The organism is Vibrio sp. YMD68, from assembly GCF_029958905.1.
In the GTDB taxonomy this organism is placed as follows: domain Bacteria; phylum Pseudomonadota; class Gammaproteobacteria; order Enterobacterales; family Vibrionaceae; genus Vibrio.
The window spans coordinates 1,418,961-1,437,401 of the sequence record NZ_CP124614.1 but is presented as its reverse complement, the minus strand read 5'-3'; the positions used below and the strand labels follow the sequence as shown (position 1 = coordinate 1,437,401).

Below are 18,441 nucleotides of genomic sequence, written 5' to 3'. Positions count from 1 at the left end.
TGTTAGGAAGATAGGAATAAATAAAAAAAATGAATGCGCAAAGTAAGAGGCGTTAACGCCCCTGTGATTGGCGGGTTAATAACGAATGAAATGAATGTCCTTTAGAGTAGCTCCAAAAATACTGATCGTACGCATGACTCTGGCTACTCGATGATGCCATTTTCAATCGCGTATTTAGCAAGCTCTACGGTCGAATTGAGTCCCAACTTATGCTTAATATTTTGCCTGTGAGTCTCCACCGTACGGCAGCTGATATCGAGCAAGAGCGCGACTTTTTTGCTACTGTTTCCTTGAGCAACGAGTTTTAACACCGCCTCTTCTCGGCGACTCAATGGGCTGACGGTGCTGCTTGATGGAATCACATTTTCAGAAAATAGAGTTTGAGTAGCGGTTTCACAGAAGTAAGTCGACCCCTGATTAACCGTCTTGATTGCTTGCACCATCTTTTCTGCCGTGATCTCTTTTAGCATATAACCCACCGCTCCGGCTTGCATCACCTTCATAATGTATTCACGCTGATCGTGCATCGTCAGCATCAAGATCTTGGCGTCAGGGGACTCTTCTCTAATCAGACGTGTTGAGTCAATGCCATTCATTAAAGGCATGCTCACATCCATTAGAACGACATCGGGTTTTAGATCTCTGACCTTATCAATGGCTTCAATTCCGTTACTCGCTGTGCCTATCACCTCGATGTCTTTTTCTAATTCCAATCGAGCGATGAATCCATCTAATACGACCTGGTGATCATCAACGATGACGACTCTAATAATTTCATTCATAAATTAATCCATCTAAATCCAGCAATACGATTATTTCCGTCCCAAAACCGGGTTCGCTCATCATTTCAAAATCTCCGCCCATAAACTCGACTCGTTCCCGCATATTCCTTAAACCAATGCCACGTGTCTTTAGGATACCATTAACCAGAAATCCTACGCCGTCATCTCGAATCATGAGTTGGAGCATACTGCCCATTTGTTGGAGTACAACCGTTACCTTAGTTGCGTTGGCATGTTTCTCAATATTGTTTAACGATTCTTGAGTGACTCGATACAGTGTTGTTGCCGCCTCTGATTTCAGCTTCCCTTTCTGCATATCAAACACGGTTTCAATCTCCACACCCGAATGAGATCGAAAGTCTTGTAACAGCGCGGACAGAGCCGCCTCTAGACCAATATCATCAAGGGCGCTTGGTCGTAATTGATGAGAAATATGACGCACTTCATTAATTGCCGACATCAACGATTGCTGAGATTTCTCAACATGCGTTTTAAGTGACTGATCTTGAAGTTTATGCCCCAGTAATTCCAGGTGACATTTACTCGATACTAATAGCTGATTAATACCATCGTGTAGTTCTCTAGCTAGGTGTTTCTTCTCATCCTCTTGAAACATCACCGTCTGATAAACGAGTTCTTTTAGGTTTTTATCCGCTAACCGGTGCTCATGCAAATTAATCGCAAGTGTCAGCACGATGATCACCGCAACCGTCACCGCTAGAATCACCATAACCGTGAAAAACGTCGTTTCTATATTGTTCCGGACGGCGGATTGCATCGTCGCGACTTCTTGACTGATGTCCTCAATATAAAGGCCAGTACCAATCATCCAGTCCCATTTCTCTAGCCATTTTGCGTAGCTCAGCTTTGGTACTATTTCCCCTGTCGAAGGCTTTTGCCACAAATATTGGTGGAATCCTCCCCCTCTCCTCGCCTGAGAAATGAGGGCTTCAATAAGGTAGTCTCCATCACTGTCTTGAATATTCAGTAAGTCTTTACCGATCAGATCTGGCTGGATAGGGTGAACAAGGTTAATGCCATTTTCATCATACGCAAAAAAGTACCCGTCGGTACCGTATCGAAGTCGAGTGAGTATCGCTTTAACCTCTGCTTTTGCTTCGGCTTCGTAGAGGTCAGGGTTATTGTAGACATAAGAAATTGCGTCGAAGGCAAGATCCAAACTGTCCTTTAGAGCACTCTCTTTCGCCGCAATCAGACGGTCATAAAAAATTTCGACTTCTTTTTCGCCGAGTTTTTGGGCTTGATAAATAGAAATCCAGCTAATGCTCACGGTAACCAGAAGCAGCGGGATAAGCGTTAATAATATTAATTTAGCTTTTAGAGGCATTCCTTTTCCTCATAGAAAAACGGCTTATCAAAACTTGATAAGCCGTTCTACTGTAACAGTTTGTCACGCCAGGTTGAATTTAAGCGATCACACTATTTCATCTAATCATTAAACTCACGGATGAATCCGCCAGCGAACCCTCAACTGTCACAAATTAACCTGCTATTAAGACATGCCATAGAAACCAGGGAATAGTAACAATGACATCAGTACGACAATTTGGATTGCAATAAATGGCATCACTCCTCGATAAATATCCATGGTAGTCACTCCTTTAGGCGCAACCCCTTTCAAATAGAATAAACTGAAACCAAATGGCGGCGTTAAGAAGGAGGTTTGTAAGTTCATCGCGACTAGGATTGCAAACCACGTCATATTAATGCCCATTATCTCAGCGACTGGTGCGATAATAGGAACAATAATGAAACAGATTTCCACAAAGTCGATAAAGAAACCGAGGATTAAAATCACAACCATTGTGATGATTAAGAAGCCCCATTTTTCGCCAGGCAACTGAAGCATCCACTCTTCGACTAAGTAATCTCCACCAGTGTAAGTGAAGGCCATAGAGAACGCCGTTGCGCCTAGCAAAATAGCAAAGACCATTGCCGTCACTTTAACAGTCTCTTTCGCTGCCTCATAAACCATTGAAAAGCTAAATTGTCTGTACAGAAGTGCTAACACTATTGCACCAGCACCACCTAAAGCAGCAGATTCAGTTGGTGTAGCAATACCGGCAAAAATAGATCCTAGTACAACGATGATTAAAGTCAGTGGCGGGATGACCGCTTTTAGCGCCGTGATCACTTCATCTTTACGACTAATCGACTCATCTCGCTCCATCGATTGTGCAGATTCAGGGTTGAGTTTGGCGTAAATGAGAATGTAAACAATGTAAGCGCCAACAAGAACAAAACCGGGGCCAATCGCTGCACTGAATAAATCACCGACAGGGACACCCAGCACATCACCAAGTAAAATCAAGACTATCGAAGGCGGAATGATCTGACCAAGCGTACCCGAGGCACAGATGGTTCCACACGCGAGACCTTTGTCGTAATTGTATTTAAGCATGACAGGGAGTGAGATAAGCCCCATCGCCACAACCGACGCTCCAACCACACCGGTAGACGCAGCCAATAATGCACCGACTAGAACGGTAGATATTGCAATACCGCCTTTAATGCCCCCAAAGAGTCTGCCCATCGATTCGAGCAGCTGCTCAGCCAAACGTGTTTTTTGTAGCACTAATCCCATGAAAACAAACAAGGGAACGGCCATTAAAACGGTGTTCTCCATGATCGATTGGATTCGGTAAGGCATGAAAGCAAACATTTCAATGCCTTCCGCCCAAACGCCAAAGATCAGTGCAATACCACCAAATGTGAAGGCAACAGGGAAACCAAGTAACAGTGCAAACAATGCAACAAAGAACATTACTATTCCGATCATAACAATATCCTTTATTTAGTAGAGTGGATTAAATGAGGGTTGAATATCTTATTAAGCGAGTGCAAAACAAGACCCACTCCGCTCACTGCCATAAAGAAAAATGACAATGGAATAAGACCTTTAATGATCCATCGGTAGGCTAAACCACCTGGATCCCCAGAGGTTTCTCCGAGTACATAACTCTCTTTAGCGAAGTCCACGCCATACCAGGTAACCAAAAGACAAAAAGGAAAGAGAAACAGAAAGCAACCGGCTAAATCAATGATGGCCTGAGCTTTGTGGGATAAACGTTCATAGAAGATGTCAACGCGAACGTGCCCCCCTGCTTTAATCGCATAAGGTACGCCAAGTAGGAAAACAGCAGAAAATAAATGCCATTCCATTTCTTGAAACGCAATCGACACATCATTGAAGACATATCGCATGACTACGTCATAGACGACATTGATGACGAGTAAAATGAATAACATGCTCGATAACCATCCAAGCATATCTCCAATTCGATTAAATATTCGTTCGATATAAATTAGGCTTCTCATTCCGAACTCCATGGAATTTTGAAAAGTGCGCCACTTCATCCGTAACAAGGTTACCTATGAGTGGCGCTTAATAATAAGTGTTTCTTGGGCTTCTTCGATGCGATGGTGTTTCCATCGCATCTATTTGGGTTTTATTTTGCAGCTTGGCTGTTCAAGTAAGCTCGGTGTGAAATATCTGACCATGGACGAACCTGATCAATATACGCCGCTTGTGACTCTTGGATTTCTTTTGCAAGTGCATCTTTATCCGCATGCTCTTTTAGTAGACGAGTGTTCGCCTCTTCCAAAGCTGAGATAACTTCTTCTGGGAAATCTTTTACCTGTACGTTCGGGTACTCTGATTTAATTGATGCCCAGTTTTTGCCACTTTCATGCTTAGATTGGGTGTACATGTCGTAGGCAGCTGTTTTCATTGCCACTGTTAAGATAGCTTGAAGATCTGCTGGTAACTTTTCCCATGTACGTTTGTTCACTAGGAATTGAAGTTCCGTTCCTGGCTCATGCCAACCTGTGTAGTAGTAAGGTGCAATTTTGTGGAAGCCCATACGAAGGTCTAGTGAAGGTCCAACCCACTCAAGAGCATCAATCGTACGACGCTCAAGAGACGTGTACAGTTCACCCGGTGCAATGTTCGTTGGTTTTGCACCTAGCTCTGCCAATATTTCACCGGCGAAACCAGGGATACGCATTTTCAGACCTTGAAGATCTTCAACCGAGTTGATTTCTTTTTGGAACCAACCACCCATTTGAGTATCGGTATTACCTCCAGGGAACGACATCAAATTATGTGGAGAGTACACCTTTTCCATCAGCTCCATACCGCCACCGTGGTAGAACCAAGCGTACTGCTCAGTAGGAAGCATACCGAATGGCATTGACGTGAAATACAAAGTATTCGGTACTTTGCCTTTCCAGTAGTATGACGCGGAATGCCCCATGTCATATTGACCCGATTTCACCATATCAAACACGCCCAAAGGCGCTTTGTGTTTATTCGCAGAATCTATACGGATCTGTAAGCGACCGTTTGACATCTCTTCTGCCATTTTTGCCATGTTTTTCGTTGCATCACCGAAAATTGGGAAGTTTGCACCCCACGTCTCTGCAAGTTTGAGGCGGTAAACTTTTTCTGCTGCAGTGGCTGAAGTCGCCATCATCGCTAAACAGGCAGTGGCAATCACTGTACTGTTTTTCAGTACTCTCTTTAGAGAGCAAGTAATAAGACTCATATCTACGTCCTTTGTTTAGTGGTAGCCATCTAGGCTTATGTCGTTATTTAGCATTAACCAAACAGGAAAAAATAGAATCAGCGAGAACACGCAATAAGAATTGAGAGAAAATTGGGCATTAAACTTTGGTGGTACGTATAACTACGTAAGATAAAATTTAAAATCATTAAAATTCAACAATTTAATAATTTGCCCACACAAAAAATAAGAGAGATTACGTAGGTAGATACCGAATCGAATAGTTATACATTTGTTCACAAGTTGTGACATATGTATATGCACTAAAGCGAATCTGTGGGGAATCGAGGTGTAAAGAGCAAGATTCAGCCAAAGATAGTGAGAAAATGACAAGCTCATTAAGATGATGAGAAACAGAGAAACACATAAACAGAGAAACAGATAGAAAAAAGCCTCGCAAAAGCGAGGCTTAAACTTAAGAGATAAACCTATTAAACAGATTTATAGATAACTTTGTTACCCGCTAACTGTTCTTTTTCTACAAGGTTTTCTTCCAGTAGTTTTTTTAGTGCGCCTGTCGCCCAAGAAGCCGCTTTTGCTTCTTCTTGACCAGCGGCAAGGCCGATACCTTTCGGGTTAATACCTTCGGCATTGCTAACAACGATGTCTAATACTTGTTGCTGTTTAGGTGTTAATGCAACATCCACTGTTTTCGCGACAACCGCTTTCACTGGTGCTTTTACTGCTTCTTCAGCAACAGGCTTCGCTTTTGGGGCTGCTTTAACAGTGGCAACTGTCGTTCTAATGCGCTTTTGCAGTTTCATCTGCACTTTACGCTTATGAGCAAGTCTCATCGAGTATTTCTCCATTTCACTGCAACGATACAGTGGTGAAAATTTGAAGCGCGATTTATACCAAAAAAACGCACCTATTTGTAGGGAATTAGCGATATTGTCGTTGAAAAATGCGCTCAAAACCCAACTATGGCTATAATTTAAACAGACACATTGCCCACTCAAAAGAACCACTGATTATTTATACATAGGTCAATAACCAGCGATGAAAATACAGAGCCAGCACCTTTCCAATCATAACCTCGATAACACATTGGCTGCTTTTAGGCCCGTATTCATCGTCGTGACGATGGTATATTTGATCTTAATTTACTCGTTTTTGAGTGTGAAAATCGCGACGACCATGGCTATCACCACCTTAATCATTGCGGTTACAAGCTATGCACTTATTCAACGTTCTAAAGTCTCCTACACGCTCACAGCCACTCACTTTCAGCAACATTTGCATAAAGGAGGCTGGGTGGTTAGGTGGAGCAACATAGAAAAAATAGAGCTGTGTCATATCGAAAAAAGTGGCCTTCAAATACCGCTCCCCTGGATAGGGATAAAATTGAGGCACTACTCCCCTTACCTCGACAGTATATGCCCTAGAATCGCGAGCGAGATACTCTTGAGCCAACGAGCACTGCTGTATACCGGGCTTCGTAATATGCAAGATAAGCGCGATTCCTCGCTCGGAAACAAGCCCTTTGAGGATCTTGTTTTAGACTCGTCACCCCATACCACCCAATCAGGAAAACAGTATGATGGATTAAAGGCGATGCTGGGTAACCGAATGGCTCATCAAAGAGCTGCACTTGGGTTTGATATTTTTATCTCGACTAATGACTTGGATAGAGATGAAGGGAGTTTTGTGGGATTAACTCGGCGGTACTTAGCGGCCGCCGAGCCTAACATACTGGACTGATTTAACGATAGAATCAGTACAGTGGCATTTCATCGGCAACAAATGGATTAGAGACTCGCTCTTTGCCAAATGTCGATGAGGGGCCATGACCTGGGATGAAGGTAACGTCATTACCTAGAGGCCATAATTTTTGCTTAATCGAAGCAATCAGCGTGGCATGATCACCTTGAGGAAAATCAGTGCGGCCGATTCCACCCGCAAAAAGAACATCCCCCACAAACGCCAACTTGGCCGTCTCACTAAATAAAACCACATGGCCAGGAGTATGACCTGGCGTGTGCAACACGCTTAATGTTTGATGACCCACAGTGACCGCGTCACCTTCATCCAACCACTGATTGGGTGTAAAAGGTTCTGTTTTTTCAAAACCAAACATCTGACTCTGCCCGACCAAACCATCAAGCCAAAAGCGATCACCTTTATGTGGGCCAATCACTTCTATGCCACCCAATTCTTTTGCCAATGGCTCGGTCCCACCAACGTGATCTAAATGGCCGTGAGTAAGAACCAGGCGAACGACATTCACACCGAGTTCTTTGATCATCATAACGAGTTGTTTTACATCGCCGCCGGGATCGATCACGACGGCTTCCATCGTATCGTCACACCAGACAATAGAACAATTTTGTGCAAAAGAAGTCACCGGAACAACTTGGTACTGAAGAGACATATATCTACCTTGGAACTATCGAAATTGCTCGAACTATGACACTACCACTCGAGATTTTCAATGCTTGAAGGGCTCAAATCCACAGAGCCATGAGAACACGCTAAACCCAACTTCTGACCGGTCCGGTATCGATGTGAATAAAATTGCTCCTAGGATAATACCCAACACCACCAGCTTTGAGACTCATTGCCGCTTCACGGACATCTTTCAAATTGACACCATGGAGCCTAAAATCCATGGCTTGACCTAGCATATGGAAGCTCTTTTTTGCAACGCCATTAGAATTAGCACGCAAAGCACTATTTGTTGCAGGGGAACGATAACCTGAAATGATCTGAACTTCCGATTGAGAACCAAGCAGAGATTGAATCTGTGAAATTTGATCGAACAAACGTCGATCCATTGGATGAACTTCGTTACGTCTAAAATCTCGACACAAATGACTCAAGCGGTCCAGCTCGCCTTCCACGTAGTCAATCCCATTAAAATAACTCGATTCCAGACTTTCTCCAGTATGTAAGTTATTCATCACAAGGTGTCTTGGCTGATCGGGATAAGAAGCCAGAGCTAAAGAAGGAATGCCACTCGCAACAACGATACTGCTCCCTGCCAATTGAATAAAACGACGACGAGACAAACTCAAAATATTAACCTTCACATACACTGCCCAATGATTCGAACGTGGACATTACCTAACTAGAATATGAAGTTCAAATGCATAAATCATGCTAGAAGCGCTTAAACAGCTCTCTATTTTCGTTTACTCTCTGACCAATATACATATTTTGTATGCTGGCACTAAATTGCAAAAAAATGGTAAAAATTACCCTTCACTCAGTGGTGGTTGATTTTGGCTCAACGTGTCGTATTGATAAATATCATCCCGATACTGAACCTGGCCTGACTCAACCCAAACTGTTTGATAGATAATATGAACCGGAATTCGTTTTTTTAGGGGGATGGCATGCGTCGTTGACTGATCATTTTTCCCCGCTTCAGTCCTATCCATGCCTTGGGTTGCCAGTAAGGTAGCCGCAAATTTGTCCGCATGTTCCACTCTTACACAACCTGAACTGAAGGCCCTGACATCCTTGGAAAACAGGTGTTTACTCGGTGTGTCGTGCAAAAATATGGCTCGCCGATTCGGGGTGTTAAATTTGTACAACCCTAATGCATTTCTTTTTCCCGATTGCTGACGCATTTTATACGGGAATGTCTCTGGGGTTACCTCTGACCAATTTATCTCAGAAGGATTAACCGTTGATGATGCATTCCATCGTTCAATGATCTCTATATTATGGTGAGTGAGGTACTCCTTATCACGTTTTACCTGAGGCAATATATCTTCAACCATAATTTTCCACGGTACATTCCATGTTGGATTTAGGATCAGTGAATCCAGTTTGGTATGCATAACCGGTGTTTTACGAGTGGTTTTTCCGACCACAACTTTTGACTGAAACACCTCTTCACCCAGATACCAATAGCTCATATCAAAGCTGGGCACATTGACCAAAATCACCGTATCTCGTTGCACAGGCCAAAGCCTAGATCGCTCAGCATTTAATGCAAGCATTGATAATCGAAGTGAAGGATCCATATTCAGCCACTTCATTGTTTGATGGCCAATCATCCCATCCTGTTTTAACCCATGGATACGCTGAAACTCTTTGATAGGCTCAATCAGTGATGCGTCGTACCAACTGACATCCTTTCTGATCGGTTTAGTATCAATATTGACGACATTAAGACGTAAAATGAGTTCATCACGATGTGATAGCTTGTCGCCTGCTTTTTTGAGTCTGTTTTGGTGGTATTTCGGCAGCTCTGTTTGTTCAAACTGTTTTAAGTGCTGGTAAGAACCGCTGATCTGACGATAATCTTCATTGGACGGCGTATAGTCATCAATAAATTCACTAAGCTGGTTGAGCTCAATAGAAACCAATAGTGAGTTTGTCGCCTCTTTGCTTGGCGCAGGTAGTGAATCTGTTAGAGGCTGATTAAAAAACCAAGACTGCCCCATCAGAGGAGCTTGCTCAGCGTAGCTGATGTAAAGGAGCAACGTGTCGGTCGCCAGCAGATCATACTCAAACCAACGATTCTGATTCCGAAGCTGCTGTAGTTGTTGCAATCGACTAGAGAACAGTGGGCTAAACCCTGCCTTATCGATCATTTCCAGTTGGAGTTCGAATTTTTGACTTTGCTCTACATCAAACCAAATCAATTGGTCATCGTTTTCTTGATAAATGTCACTCAACAATTCAGGGTATTGAATCAATTGATAAGTCGATGATTGTGGCTCTAGCCATGTTAACTGTTCAAAACGCTCAAGGGCGAGAGATGGCAGCGATAAAAGCACGCCCAAAAACACGGTTAGAACTTTAATTATCATACCCACATGCTCTCTTTTGAAATCCAATTTTTCATTCTGAAGTAAAGTATGGCAGATAATTGAGAAACTGTATGGGGGTGACAAAGCAAAACCGCCTCATGGTTTGAGGCGGTTTGAAAAGATTCGATAACGCGAGGCAATTAGAGCTTTAGATTATGTTTTCCGTGGGAAACCTTAGCTTGCAGATAACTCTCGTTCCCGACTTTAATATGAGCAGAAGTATTGACTATTTCCTCAATGTCAATTCCGTTTTCTTTTAGCTCTTTGATCTTTTTCGGATTATTAGTGACTAATCGAATCTTTGAAATATTCAATGCCGTAAGCATTTGAGCCGCTTCAGTAAAATCTCGAAGATCATCACCAAATCCTAAGTGATTATTTGCTTCGTAGGTGTTCATTCCATCACTTTGTAAACGATACGCATCAATTTTATTGTACAGACCAATTCCACGGCCTTCTTGACGTAAATAAAGAATGATACCGCCCTGCTCGCCCATCTTATTGATGGTCTCTTCGAGCTGTTCACCACAATCGCAGCGTGAAGAGTGGAAGACATCTCCTGTCAAACACTCTGAATGCATCCGAACTAATGGGGTGTCTGTCTTTTTATCCGCTTGCTTAAAAACGATCGCAATGTGCTCTTTTTCTGTCTGCAAGCCATGAAAAGAAAGAATCTCTGCATCAATATTGCTTTGGGAGCCAACTTTCAGGTCAACTCTGGCACGAACTTCCGCCATATTTTTACTCACTCAACTGTTTGCTTTAGTACTAATGACAACAACTTGTAAGGTGCCTCTTTGCTATAACTATGGGGATTATCGCGAAATTTTTCAATGTTTCATTGAAAATGAGAGACTACTCCAAGGTGATTCATAACAATAAAGGGAGTAAGAACCAAAAATAACACGAAGGTTTTATTCACAACATCACAGAAACGACGAGAAAGGTAAACGGGAAAAAAGAAAGGTTACTGACTCTGATTATGTTGCCAAACAGACAATTCGACCCAAACCGATTCAAGAACTTTTAATTCTTCTTCAGTGAGCGTTGAAAGCGTTGGATCGGGCACTTGTTGAGCTTCAGCATGAATAAAACCCAACTTTGTATAAAAGTCTTTTTTAAACTGTGACAGTAGGTTTTCCACCGTGCATTCTGGCATGTGAACACTCAAAATTAATAACATGTCAATATAATGTTAGAATACCACATGATGTTTCAGAGTCTTATTTAGGCCACAATTATGGAATAATAATCACAGATAACCTCTTGAAGATGCTTGCAAATTAAAATAATTCCACATCACTATCGCCCTTATCATCTTCTATCAATATACCTTCGTCTTTTAACCACTGATAGCTGAATACTTGATTCCTACCGTTATCTTTCGCGTAGTAGAGTGCTTTGTCGGCGTTATCTAAAATATCGGTTAGAAAGTCGGTTGTTTTGATCGTACATATACCACCGCTGAATGTGACTTGAGGTACTTTAGGAAACTCATAGCTTTCAATATGCTGTCTAAATTTTTCCATTTTTCCTTCGGCTTGTTTCAATGTCGAACGCGGGAACAACACCACAAACTCTTCGCCCCCAAAACGAAACAAATTCTCTTCATGGCTAAAAGACTCCTGCATTTGTTGAGCAAACATGAGCAGCACCTCGTCACCAATCAAATGACCATAGGTATCATTAATATCTTTAAAATTGTCGATATCGATAATGGAGACGATTGAAGCGTATCCGTCATCCAACTGATTGTTCACCGTTGATTCAAAGCTTTGATTTAATTTCTGCTCCATCATTTTACGATTCCATAACCCCGTTAACGGATCATGTTCACTTTCACGTAGAACCACTAGATAGTTCTTATAAATTTGACTGAAGCCATCCATAAGCAACTGATATTCATTAGGAGGGCGGTCCATCAAAACGATAAAGCGGGCGGATGAATTTTCATCGATACGTATTGGGAATGTGCAACGATAAAACCCATTGTCGTCACGCTCGACTACGCTCAAACTCAGCGTATGATCAAAATCTTCAGGCACTTTTTCATCGCGCTTGCTCAACCATTCATAGCTGGCCTGTTCCGCTGGATTTTCTACTCGAGTAAGGGCTGCGGTGAGTTGGGCGATTTCGCCGTTATAATGAAATAGATAAACGCTTTGAATGGGGACCATTTCCGACAATGTCGCGACGACGCAGTGTGCCAGCGAGATGGAGTTGGTTTGTTCTGTTATACCAACAACTAAATCAAGTATCTTTTTCTCGACATTCATTCTTAGCCTATTTGTTGATAACTGTCTGCTAAGTATAGGCACTGAATGTTGAGTCAAGCACAAAAAAAGCAGCGAACGTCACTGCTTTCATACTACTTGGATAAATTTTATAAGGCTTTGATAAAAGAAACTCAGCTCCGAACGCCGAACTTAACCGTTCCTTTAGAGTTAAACCACAGTGCTTCTTTTCTGCGGCGGGCAATCAAGATTGGGCCATCATCATAGAATAAAAAGTTCTTCCAATGCTGTTTAAACGTAGCCCACTTGGTTTCCAATACATTGTATTTCTCATAGCAAAAGTAAACGGTCACATCATCTTGCCAGTTCAACATCTCGGCTAATTCTTCAGGAAAGCCTTGATCGTCATCTTCCCAACTGTCTATCCAATTCACTTCCGCCGACCAGTTAGAATCTTTACTGGGCCAGTCTTGATTGCTTAGACGATCGGCATCAGGGCTCTGTGGGCTGATATTTTCTTTCCACAGTTGCGATGCTCTCACGGCATCCATAGGTTTAATCTTAGCGAGATCCTCTTCTGGAACGGGCATGGACTGGTGTGTGAAAATCCATTTTCTTTGGTACTGTTCCAAAGGCAAATACGACATTAAATTTCCTCGTTATTTTTTAGCCAGCCATTGTCGACGGCTTGCTCAATCATTCTTTTCGCTTCATCCCACAATGTTTGCGAGCCGAGCGCTATTTTACTGTTAACGCCAAGGACTTGCTCTTTGGTGACACAGTGCTCTTTCCAACTCTGCCCTTCATTATGAAAGTTTAATAACATTGGAATCAAGCGATCAAGCGCTTTGGCAAACTTGGCGTCTGCTGTGGAGGCCGATTCGAATTCTAGCCACAAGGTTTTCAGTTCATGACCTTGATCACTTGGAAGCATTGAAAACAGACGCTCTGCTGCGGCCAGTTCTTTTTCTTCTTGCTCTAACGAAGCAGCGACATCATAAACAAACGTATCTCCGGCGTCGATTTCAACGATATCATGCAGTAATAACATCTTAACGACTCTCGATACATCTACGCTCTCATTGGCATGCTCTTCCATCAATATCGCCATCAGCGCAACATGCCAACTGTGTTCAGCACTGTTTTCTAACCGACCATTTGCACTCTTGACTCGCGTACGACGCAAAACAGATTTGAGTTGGTCAAGCTCAATAATTAGAGAGAGTTGCTTTCCTAAGCGTTCATTCACTTACTTCACCGCCTTCCAATCTTCATTAATACAACTGGTTAAAATATGGTCTTCCCACTTGCCATTGATGAGCAAGTATTTTTTGGCAAACCCTTCTTTTTCAAACCCATTATTTTTTAACACCGCAGCGCTGCGCTCATTATTGGGCATGTAAGCGGCATTAATTCGGTGCATTGACTGATACGTAAACATGTAGTTTACCGCTCGATTGAGAGCGCGAGTCATGATCCCTTTACCCTGTAACTGTCCATCTAACGAATAGCCGACCGTACAGGTGTAGCAAGGAAAACGGGATAAATTACTAAACGAGACGGTCCCAAGGACGGTTTGCGAATCGGAAGAGAGGATAATCAAATAAAACCCTAACCCCAGAGAGTGCAGTTCGTGTAGTTTGATCAGTTTTTTTAACCAACCTTCATACGTGAAAAATGCGTCTTCTCGCTTAGGTTCCCAAGCCTTTAGGTGAGTCCGGTTGCGATTAAAGTAATCCGTAATTCGCTGAGCATCGTCTATTTCAGCGGTACGAAGAATAAAATCATCATCGGCTTCATAAACACTTCTATGGGAGTTAACTCTATTCATTAATTTTTACGTATCGAGTAGTCACGCAACTTATTTGCGATGGAAGTATGAGACACGTTCAATCGCTTCGCGAGCTTACGACTCGATGGGAATGACTGATACAATCGTTCAAGCACCTGAGACTCGTATTCTTTCATGATCTCATCAAGCGAACCGTCTAAGTTTACGTTGGGAATGCCTGAAGAGGCGGTTTCTAATTGTGGTAAATGGAACAAAGACAAGTCTAGCGGACCTTCTTGCCATTCTGTTAGCGCCCTAAGTACCATATTATCGAGCTGTCGCATGTTGCCCGGCCATTGGTAGTTCGATAACCCATCCACCAGGTCATCGGCTAAACTAGGTCTCACCATACCCAGCTGATTCGCGTATTTCGCCGCAAATAACTCTAACAAAGGAACGATATCATTCGTTCGTTCTCGCAATGCTGGAATACGCAGTGTCAGGACATTGAGTCGATAGAATAGATCTTCTCTAAATGCGCCTGAATCGGCGAGTTCAGCCAGCTTATGTCGGGTTGAGGCAATAACTCGAACATCAACATGGACTTCATGCTCTTCACCCACCCGTCGGAACGTTCCATCTTGTAAGAATCGTAGCAACTTAATTTGTAGATGCGCACTCATTTCACCGATTTCATCTAAGAAAACTGTTCCGCCATTGGCTTGTTCAAAAATTCCTTTATGACCTTGCTCGTGATTGAACGAACCCGGTGCGTGACCGAACAATTCCGTTTCAGCCACATCATCTGGCATCGAGGCACAACTTAAGATAAGAAATGAAGAAGCCGCTCTGTTAGATCGATTGTGGCATGCTCTTGCCAGCATCTCTTTTCCAGTGCCCGTTTCACCCTCAATCAACAAGGGCTGATCGAGCATTGAAAGTTTCTTAGCTTGGCTGATTAACGCTTTATGTCGGTTAGATACGCCAACGAAATGTTCAAAACCGAGATTGTTATTCAGCGGTAAACTGTCATCAAATTGAGGCTTATTACTTCCTGAACGGATGATCATAACCGCACTGGCTAAACTGGATTCATTCGACTCACTGCTGATGTATACCGGCATGATTTCCATGGCGTAATCTAACCCATCAATGACGATGTTTTCACGTTGGCGAGTAATGTTACCTTCAAACCACAGTGAGAAATCAAAGCAGGGTAAAAGTGCTGAGACCTGTTGCCCAATAATGTCCGTATCAGCAAGCTTAAAGAGGTCGACTGCGGCATGGTTGGCGAGATCAATTTGACCATTCAAGTCGATGGCCAGTACGGGATCAGGAAGGTTATTAAGAAGAGAGATCAGCTCAGTATTGTGCCTTTCCATAGGCATAAATTGAATTTTTCTCACATCCTTAACACCAGATATTCGACGAATTTCAGTCATAAGTTCGCTGAACGTATCAAAATCAATATCTGGGCAATTCAGGTAAATGATGCCACTGATATCGATTTCGATGCCACGCAAATCTATATTCTTCGAGGCCAAGATAGCAAGCAGTTCACGGGTAAGGCCTAATCGATCTTCACAAAATACTTCAAGACGCACTAAGAAATCCTAATTGAGCGGTGTCAGAAAAAGTTGACACTAGTGTCGCTCATGGCTTTTATTGCGTCAAGAAATCTAACTTGAATACGCTGACACCAGCCACTATTTGATTGAAATTGCAGCGACTTTCGACACGATCTGTGTGCGTATGGTAGAGAGCGTCAATGCGTTTTCTTTTTCCCAAGCCATTGGTCGTAATAACGCGATAGCCTTTAAGCCGACTCTTGCCGACAGAATACCCACGCCAATCCCTTGCCCTGCTCTCGCAGAAAGCTTGCCCGCGAGATCCATCGACAATAGATCCATGCTTGCATCAATCGCCAATTCACTGGCTCCGGCTGCCGCCATATTTGTTAACACCATTTTGAACAAGGAAAGTCTCGACCAGTAACCCAGCTCTACCCCATACAGTGCCGCCAGTGAGTCGATCATTTTCAAATTACGCCAGGCGACTAATGCCATATCAGCCAAAGCAAGTGGGCTAACCGCCACGAGTACGGCCGATTCGCAGGCATGTTTTGTCACGACCTGCGCCGCTTTTTGATCAAATTGCTTCACCACGATGGACTCGTAAAGCTCGATGACTTCCGCATCGCTGTGGGACGCGGTTAGGCTATTTTTCCACTTATCAAAACTTGGGTTCTGGTCCGACAAACCACTTTCTTTTGCTACTCGGGTACAAAATGAACGTGCTTTACCAATTCCCCCCTCTTGAATTAAAGCGTGACTCTCTTCTTGAGTGCTGAAGTGATGGCGGAGCTTTCTTAGCTTCCATAGCTCCTTTCCTATTGCACTAAGACCCAATAACGAGACACCACTGATCAGTGCTGCCCAGCCTAAAGAGAGCCAATCCGATGCGCTAATCGCAGCTACTACCGCATCAACCGCTTGCCAACCCAATAAACCACTAAAAGCAATAAATAGGGATACTGCCAGGCCTTTGGTGCGTTTTTTGGGCTTAATTAATTGCTCCAATTCGAGCTCTGGGCTTTCCTCTTCTACCGATGTAACCATGGGTGAGAAAGTGTCTGGTGACTCAAAGGTTTGTTGTTTATTCAGCACCAGATGCGCGTTTAATTCTTTTTTTTCGTAACCATCGCTTTGGTGACTATCGTTTTCGTAACCATCGTTTTTGTAACCACCGCTTGGTTGACCAGCACTGGATGTGTCTAATGACGTCACTAAGGTTTCGTTAAATACCTGTTTATTTTTTAAATCGGTCATCTAAGCTTATCTCCAATGACATACTCTAACGCCTTATCCATGCGAATATGTTCACACGGGCCATATTCACTCTTTGGTTTTGGCGAGAATGAGGTAAATTCAAACCCGGCTTTATCCCAATAATCAGCGGCGGGAAGTGTATTCGGTAATTCACCCGGAAATACCGTTAATGCTTCACCTTGTAAGGTTGTTCCTTGTATTGCGGGCATCATTTTATCGCCTGCCCCAATAAAGCCTGCCGTGGTTGCTTGTATTGATGACATAGCCATGCAACTCATATCAACATTTTCAAACGCGGCACTTTGCCAAGCCGGGTGAACAAGCTGCTGTAACAAGGAGACTAAATTAGGGTGCTGCTCCGGCGTGACGTGATCAGCCTTGGTTGCCGCAAACAAAATCTTATCGATCTTAGGCGAAAATAGTCGCTTTAACAGACCGTTACGCCCATATCGAAAGCTGTGCATTATTTGCTCTAGGGCTCCGCTCATGTCATTAAACGCTTCATGACTGGTATTTAAAGGCGATAAGCAATCGACCAACACAATCTGGCGATCAAACGTCGAAAAGTTCTGCTTATAGAAACCCTTAACGACATTTTGCTGGTACTGCTGATAGCGCTGAATCAGCATCTGTAACTGGCTGTTTTTGGGCGTTTTTGTGCTGGAATTGAATCGACATGGAAAAAACTGCAAAACCGGTGCCCCTGCGAGATCGCCTGGTAAGATAAATCGACCCGGTTGTACCCAGTGCAGCCCTTCTTCTTTGCATTTGTGCAAATACTCAGTGTAAGCATTAGAAATCGACTCTAGCTGTTTTTCATCGACTTCGGCCATTGCGTCTAGCGCATCCAATCGATCAAGCCAATCTTGAGCCAACTCTTTTCTTTTGCCCTTGAGAGCGTCAAATTGGGACGTGGACCATTGATGAAAGTCCATATCGAGAAGAGGGAGATCAAGTAGCCACTCTCCTGGATAATCAATAATATCCAAGTATAAAGTCGCCGTAGAACTGAGAAGTTTTTTATGGCGCTTCATTGGCTTGTACTTGATAGCCAACCTAATTTCACTGACATCTCGAGTCGGCTCTGGCCATTGAGGTGGCGTTGAGTCTAACTGGGCAATGGCTTCATCGTAGGAAAACCTTGGAATCATCATATTGCTTTGCGGGACACGCTTTGCGCCAATAATGCGTTTGTCACGGGTTGACTTGAGCAGAGGCAAATTATCATGGGTCGACGTGTGCAATAACTGATTTACCATTGAAGTAATGAACGCCGTTTTACCTGCTCGTGATAATCCAGTAACAGCAATACGGACATGGGAGTCCATACTCCGATAGATAAAATCGTTCACTTCTCGAGTCAACTTTTTCATTCATTCTCTCTTTTTATGACTTTCGACTACTTTAATTGAGTCAATCTTAATCTTAGATGAACAAAAAAGCCCCCGATAACATTCAGAGGCTTTAGAAACAATGC

General features: G+C 43.1%; 19 protein-coding genes. 1 reads left to right on the top strand and 18 read right to left on the bottom strand.

The genetic code is table 11. The features are described from left to right. Positions 1-143: 143 nt before the first annotated feature. From QF117_RS12780 to QF117_RS12755, 6 genes are all read right to left on the bottom strand, one after another. Positions 144-782 (bottom strand): response regulator transcription factor, encoded by a 639-nt coding sequence (locus tag QF117_RS12780; RefSeq protein WP_282389273.1) that lies wholly within the window; start codon positions 780-782, stop codon positions 144-146. After that, positions 775-2,130 carry a cache domain-containing protein gene (locus QF117_RS12775; RefSeq protein ID WP_282389272.1) on the bottom strand — a complete coding sequence of 452 codons (1,356 nt, stop codon included), beginning with the start codon at positions 2,128-2,130 and terminating at the stop codon, positions 775-777. The genes QF117_RS12780 and QF117_RS12775 overlap by 8 nt, the downstream gene beginning before the upstream one ends. Positions 2,131-2,295: 165 nt before the next feature. Further along, positions 2,296-3,582, bottom strand: coding sequence for a TRAP transporter large permease subunit (locus tag QF117_RS12770; protein ID WP_282389271.1), 1,287 nt, complete (start codon positions 3,580-3,582; stop codon positions 2,296-2,298). Between the two features lie 11 nt (positions 3,583-3,593). Continuing rightward, a complete protein-coding gene (locus tag QF117_RS12765; protein ID WP_282389270.1) occupies positions 3,594-4,121 on the bottom strand; it encodes a TRAP transporter small permease subunit in 528 nt (175 codons plus the stop codon). A gap of 131 nt (positions 4,122-4,252) precedes the next feature. Continuing rightward, positions 4,253-5,350 (bottom strand): TRAP transporter substrate-binding protein, encoded by a 1,098-nt coding sequence (locus QF117_RS12760; RefSeq protein WP_017033451.1) that lies wholly within the window; start codon positions 5,348-5,350, stop codon positions 4,253-4,255. Positions 5,351-5,799: 449 nt separating this feature from the next. Then, entirely contained in the window at positions 5,800-6,162 is a 363-nt protein-coding gene (locus QF117_RS12755) for a MarR family transcriptional regulator (protein ID WP_282389268.1), read from the bottom strand. A 205-nt stretch (positions 6,163-6,367) separates the two neighbouring features. On the opposite strand from QF117_RS12755, the gene QF117_RS12750 reads away from it, so the two are divergent. Further along, entirely contained in the window at positions 6,368-7,069 is a 702-nt protein-coding gene (locus QF117_RS12750) for a DUF2982 domain-containing protein (RefSeq protein WP_282389267.1), read from the top strand. A 13-nt stretch (positions 7,070-7,082) separates the two neighbouring features. Here the strand turns inward: QF117_RS12750 and QF117_RS12745 are convergent, their stop codons facing one another. The 12 genes from QF117_RS12745 to QF117_RS12690 form a co-directional block, all read right to left on the bottom strand. Then, positions 7,083-7,739: an MBL fold metallo-hydrolase gene (locus QF117_RS12745; RefSeq protein WP_282389266.1), complete on the bottom strand. Its 657-nt coding sequence runs from the start codon at positions 7,737-7,739 to the stop codon at positions 7,083-7,085. Between the two features lie 100 nt (positions 7,740-7,839). Further along, entirely contained in the window at positions 7,840-8,382 is a 543-nt protein-coding gene (locus QF117_RS12740; RefSeq protein WP_282389474.1) for a DUF882 domain-containing protein, read from the bottom strand. A 180-nt stretch (positions 8,383-8,562) separates the two neighbouring features. Further along, entirely contained in the window at positions 8,563-10,131 is a 1,569-nt protein-coding gene (locus QF117_RS12735) for a L,D-transpeptidase family protein (RefSeq protein WP_282389265.1), read from the bottom strand. A 140-nt stretch (positions 10,132-10,271) separates the two neighbouring features. Beyond that, positions 10,272-10,868: a GTP cyclohydrolase II gene (ribA, locus tag QF117_RS12730; protein WP_282389264.1), complete on the bottom strand. Its 597-nt coding sequence runs from the start codon at positions 10,866-10,868 to the stop codon at positions 10,272-10,274. A 230-nt stretch (positions 10,869-11,098) separates the two neighbouring features. Next, on the bottom strand, positions 11,099-11,290 hold the full coding sequence (locus tag QF117_RS12725; RefSeq protein WP_282389263.1) for a hypothetical protein: 192 nt from the start codon (positions 11,288-11,290) through the stop codon (positions 11,099-11,101). Positions 11,291-11,414: 124 nt separating this feature from the next. Beyond that, positions 11,415-12,407 (bottom strand): GGDEF domain-containing protein, encoded by a 993-nt coding sequence (locus QF117_RS12720; RefSeq protein ID WP_282389261.1) that lies wholly within the window; start codon positions 12,405-12,407, stop codon positions 11,415-11,417. Between the two features lie 131 nt (positions 12,408-12,538). Continuing rightward, positions 12,539-13,012 carry a DUF2947 domain-containing protein gene (locus tag QF117_RS12715; protein WP_017038654.1) on the bottom strand — a complete coding sequence of 158 codons (474 nt, stop codon included), beginning with the start codon at positions 13,010-13,012 and terminating at the stop codon, positions 12,539-12,541. Next, positions 13,012-13,614 (bottom strand): HD domain-containing protein, encoded by a 603-nt coding sequence (locus tag QF117_RS12710; RefSeq protein ID WP_282389260.1) that lies wholly within the window; start codon positions 13,612-13,614, stop codon positions 13,012-13,014. The genes QF117_RS12715 and QF117_RS12710 overlap by 1 nt, the downstream gene beginning before the upstream one ends. Continuing rightward, complete coding sequence (locus tag QF117_RS12705) at positions 13,615-14,196, bottom strand: GNAT family N-acetyltransferase (RefSeq protein WP_282389259.1); 582 nt, start codon at positions 14,194-14,196, stop codon at positions 13,615-13,617. It abuts the gene before it with no gap. Continuing rightward, a complete protein-coding gene (gene tyrR, locus QF117_RS12700; RefSeq protein ID WP_282389258.1) occupies positions 14,196-15,740 on the bottom strand; it encodes a transcriptional regulator TyrR in 1,545 nt (514 codons plus the stop codon). Before tyrR ends, QF117_RS12705 begins: the two co-directional genes overlap by 1 nt. A gap of 102 nt (positions 15,741-15,842) precedes the next feature. Next, positions 15,843-16,964, bottom strand: coding sequence for a TIGR01620 family protein (locus QF117_RS12695; RefSeq protein WP_282389257.1), 1,122 nt, complete (start codon positions 16,962-16,964; stop codon positions 15,843-15,845). Beyond that, positions 16,961-18,337, bottom strand: coding sequence for a YcjX family protein (locus QF117_RS12690; protein ID WP_282389256.1), 1,377 nt, complete (start codon positions 18,335-18,337; stop codon positions 16,961-16,963). The genes QF117_RS12695 and QF117_RS12690 overlap by 4 nt, the downstream gene beginning before the upstream one ends. Between the last annotated feature and the right edge of the window lie 104 nt (positions 18,338-18,441).

What these genes read in the sequence shown, in the direction of transcription:
- QF117_RS12780 (WP_282389273.1), bottom strand. Translation starts at nt 782, where the DNA reads ATGAATGAAATTATTAGAGTCGTCATCGTTGATGATCACCAGGTCGTA.
- QF117_RS12775 (WP_282389272.1), bottom strand. Translation starts at nt 2,130, where the DNA reads ATGCCTCTAAAAGCTAAATTAATATTATTAACGCTTATCCCGCTGCTT.
- QF117_RS12770 (WP_282389271.1), bottom strand. Translation starts at nt 3,582, where the DNA reads ATGATCGGAATAGTAATGTTCTTTGTTGCATTGTTTGCACTGTTACTT.
- QF117_RS12765 (WP_282389270.1), bottom strand. Translation starts at nt 4,121, where the DNA reads ATGAGAAGCCTAATTTATATCGAACGAATATTTAATCGAATTGGAGAT.
- QF117_RS12760 (WP_017033451.1), bottom strand. Translation starts at nt 5,350, where the DNA reads ATGAGTCTTATTACTTGCTCTCTAAAGAGAGTACTGAAAAACAGTACA.
- QF117_RS12755 (WP_282389268.1), bottom strand. Translation starts at nt 6,162, where the DNA reads ATGAGACTTGCTCATAAGCGTAAAGTGCAGATGAAACTGCAAAAGCGC.
- QF117_RS12750 (WP_282389267.1), top strand. Translation starts at nt 6,368, where the DNA reads ATGAAAATACAGAGCCAGCACCTTTCCAATCATAACCTCGATAACACA.
- QF117_RS12745 (WP_282389266.1), bottom strand. Translation starts at nt 7,739, where the DNA reads ATGTCTCTTCAGTACCAAGTTGTTCCGGTGACTTCTTTTGCACAAAAT.
- QF117_RS12735 (WP_282389265.1), bottom strand. Translation starts at nt 10,131, where the DNA reads ATGATAATTAAAGTTCTAACCGTGTTTTTGGGCGTGCTTTTATCGCTG.
- ribA (WP_282389264.1), bottom strand. Translation starts at nt 10,868, where the DNA reads ATGGCGGAAGTTCGTGCCAGAGTTGACCTGAAAGTTGGCTCCCAAAGC.
- QF117_RS12725 (WP_282389263.1), bottom strand. Translation starts at nt 11,290, where the DNA reads ATGCCAGAATGCACGGTGGAAAACCTACTGTCACAGTTTAAAAAAGAC.
- QF117_RS12720 (WP_282389261.1), bottom strand. Translation starts at nt 12,407, where the DNA reads ATGAATGTCGAGAAAAAGATACTTGATTTAGTTGTTGGTATAACAGAA.
- QF117_RS12715 (WP_017038654.1), bottom strand. Translation starts at nt 13,012, where the DNA reads ATGTCGTATTTGCCTTTGGAACAGTACCAAAGAAAATGGATTTTCACA.
- QF117_RS12705 (WP_282389259.1), bottom strand. Translation starts at nt 14,196, where the DNA reads ATGAATAGAGTTAACTCCCATAGAAGTGTTTATGAAGCCGATGATGAT.
- QF117_RS12695 (WP_282389257.1), bottom strand. Translation starts at nt 16,964, where the DNA reads ATGACCGATTTAAAAAATAAACAGGTATTTAACGAAACCTTAGTGACG.
- QF117_RS12690 (WP_282389256.1), bottom strand. Translation starts at nt 18,337, where the DNA reads ATGAAAAAGTTGACTCGAGAAGTGAACGATTTTATCTATCGGAGTATG.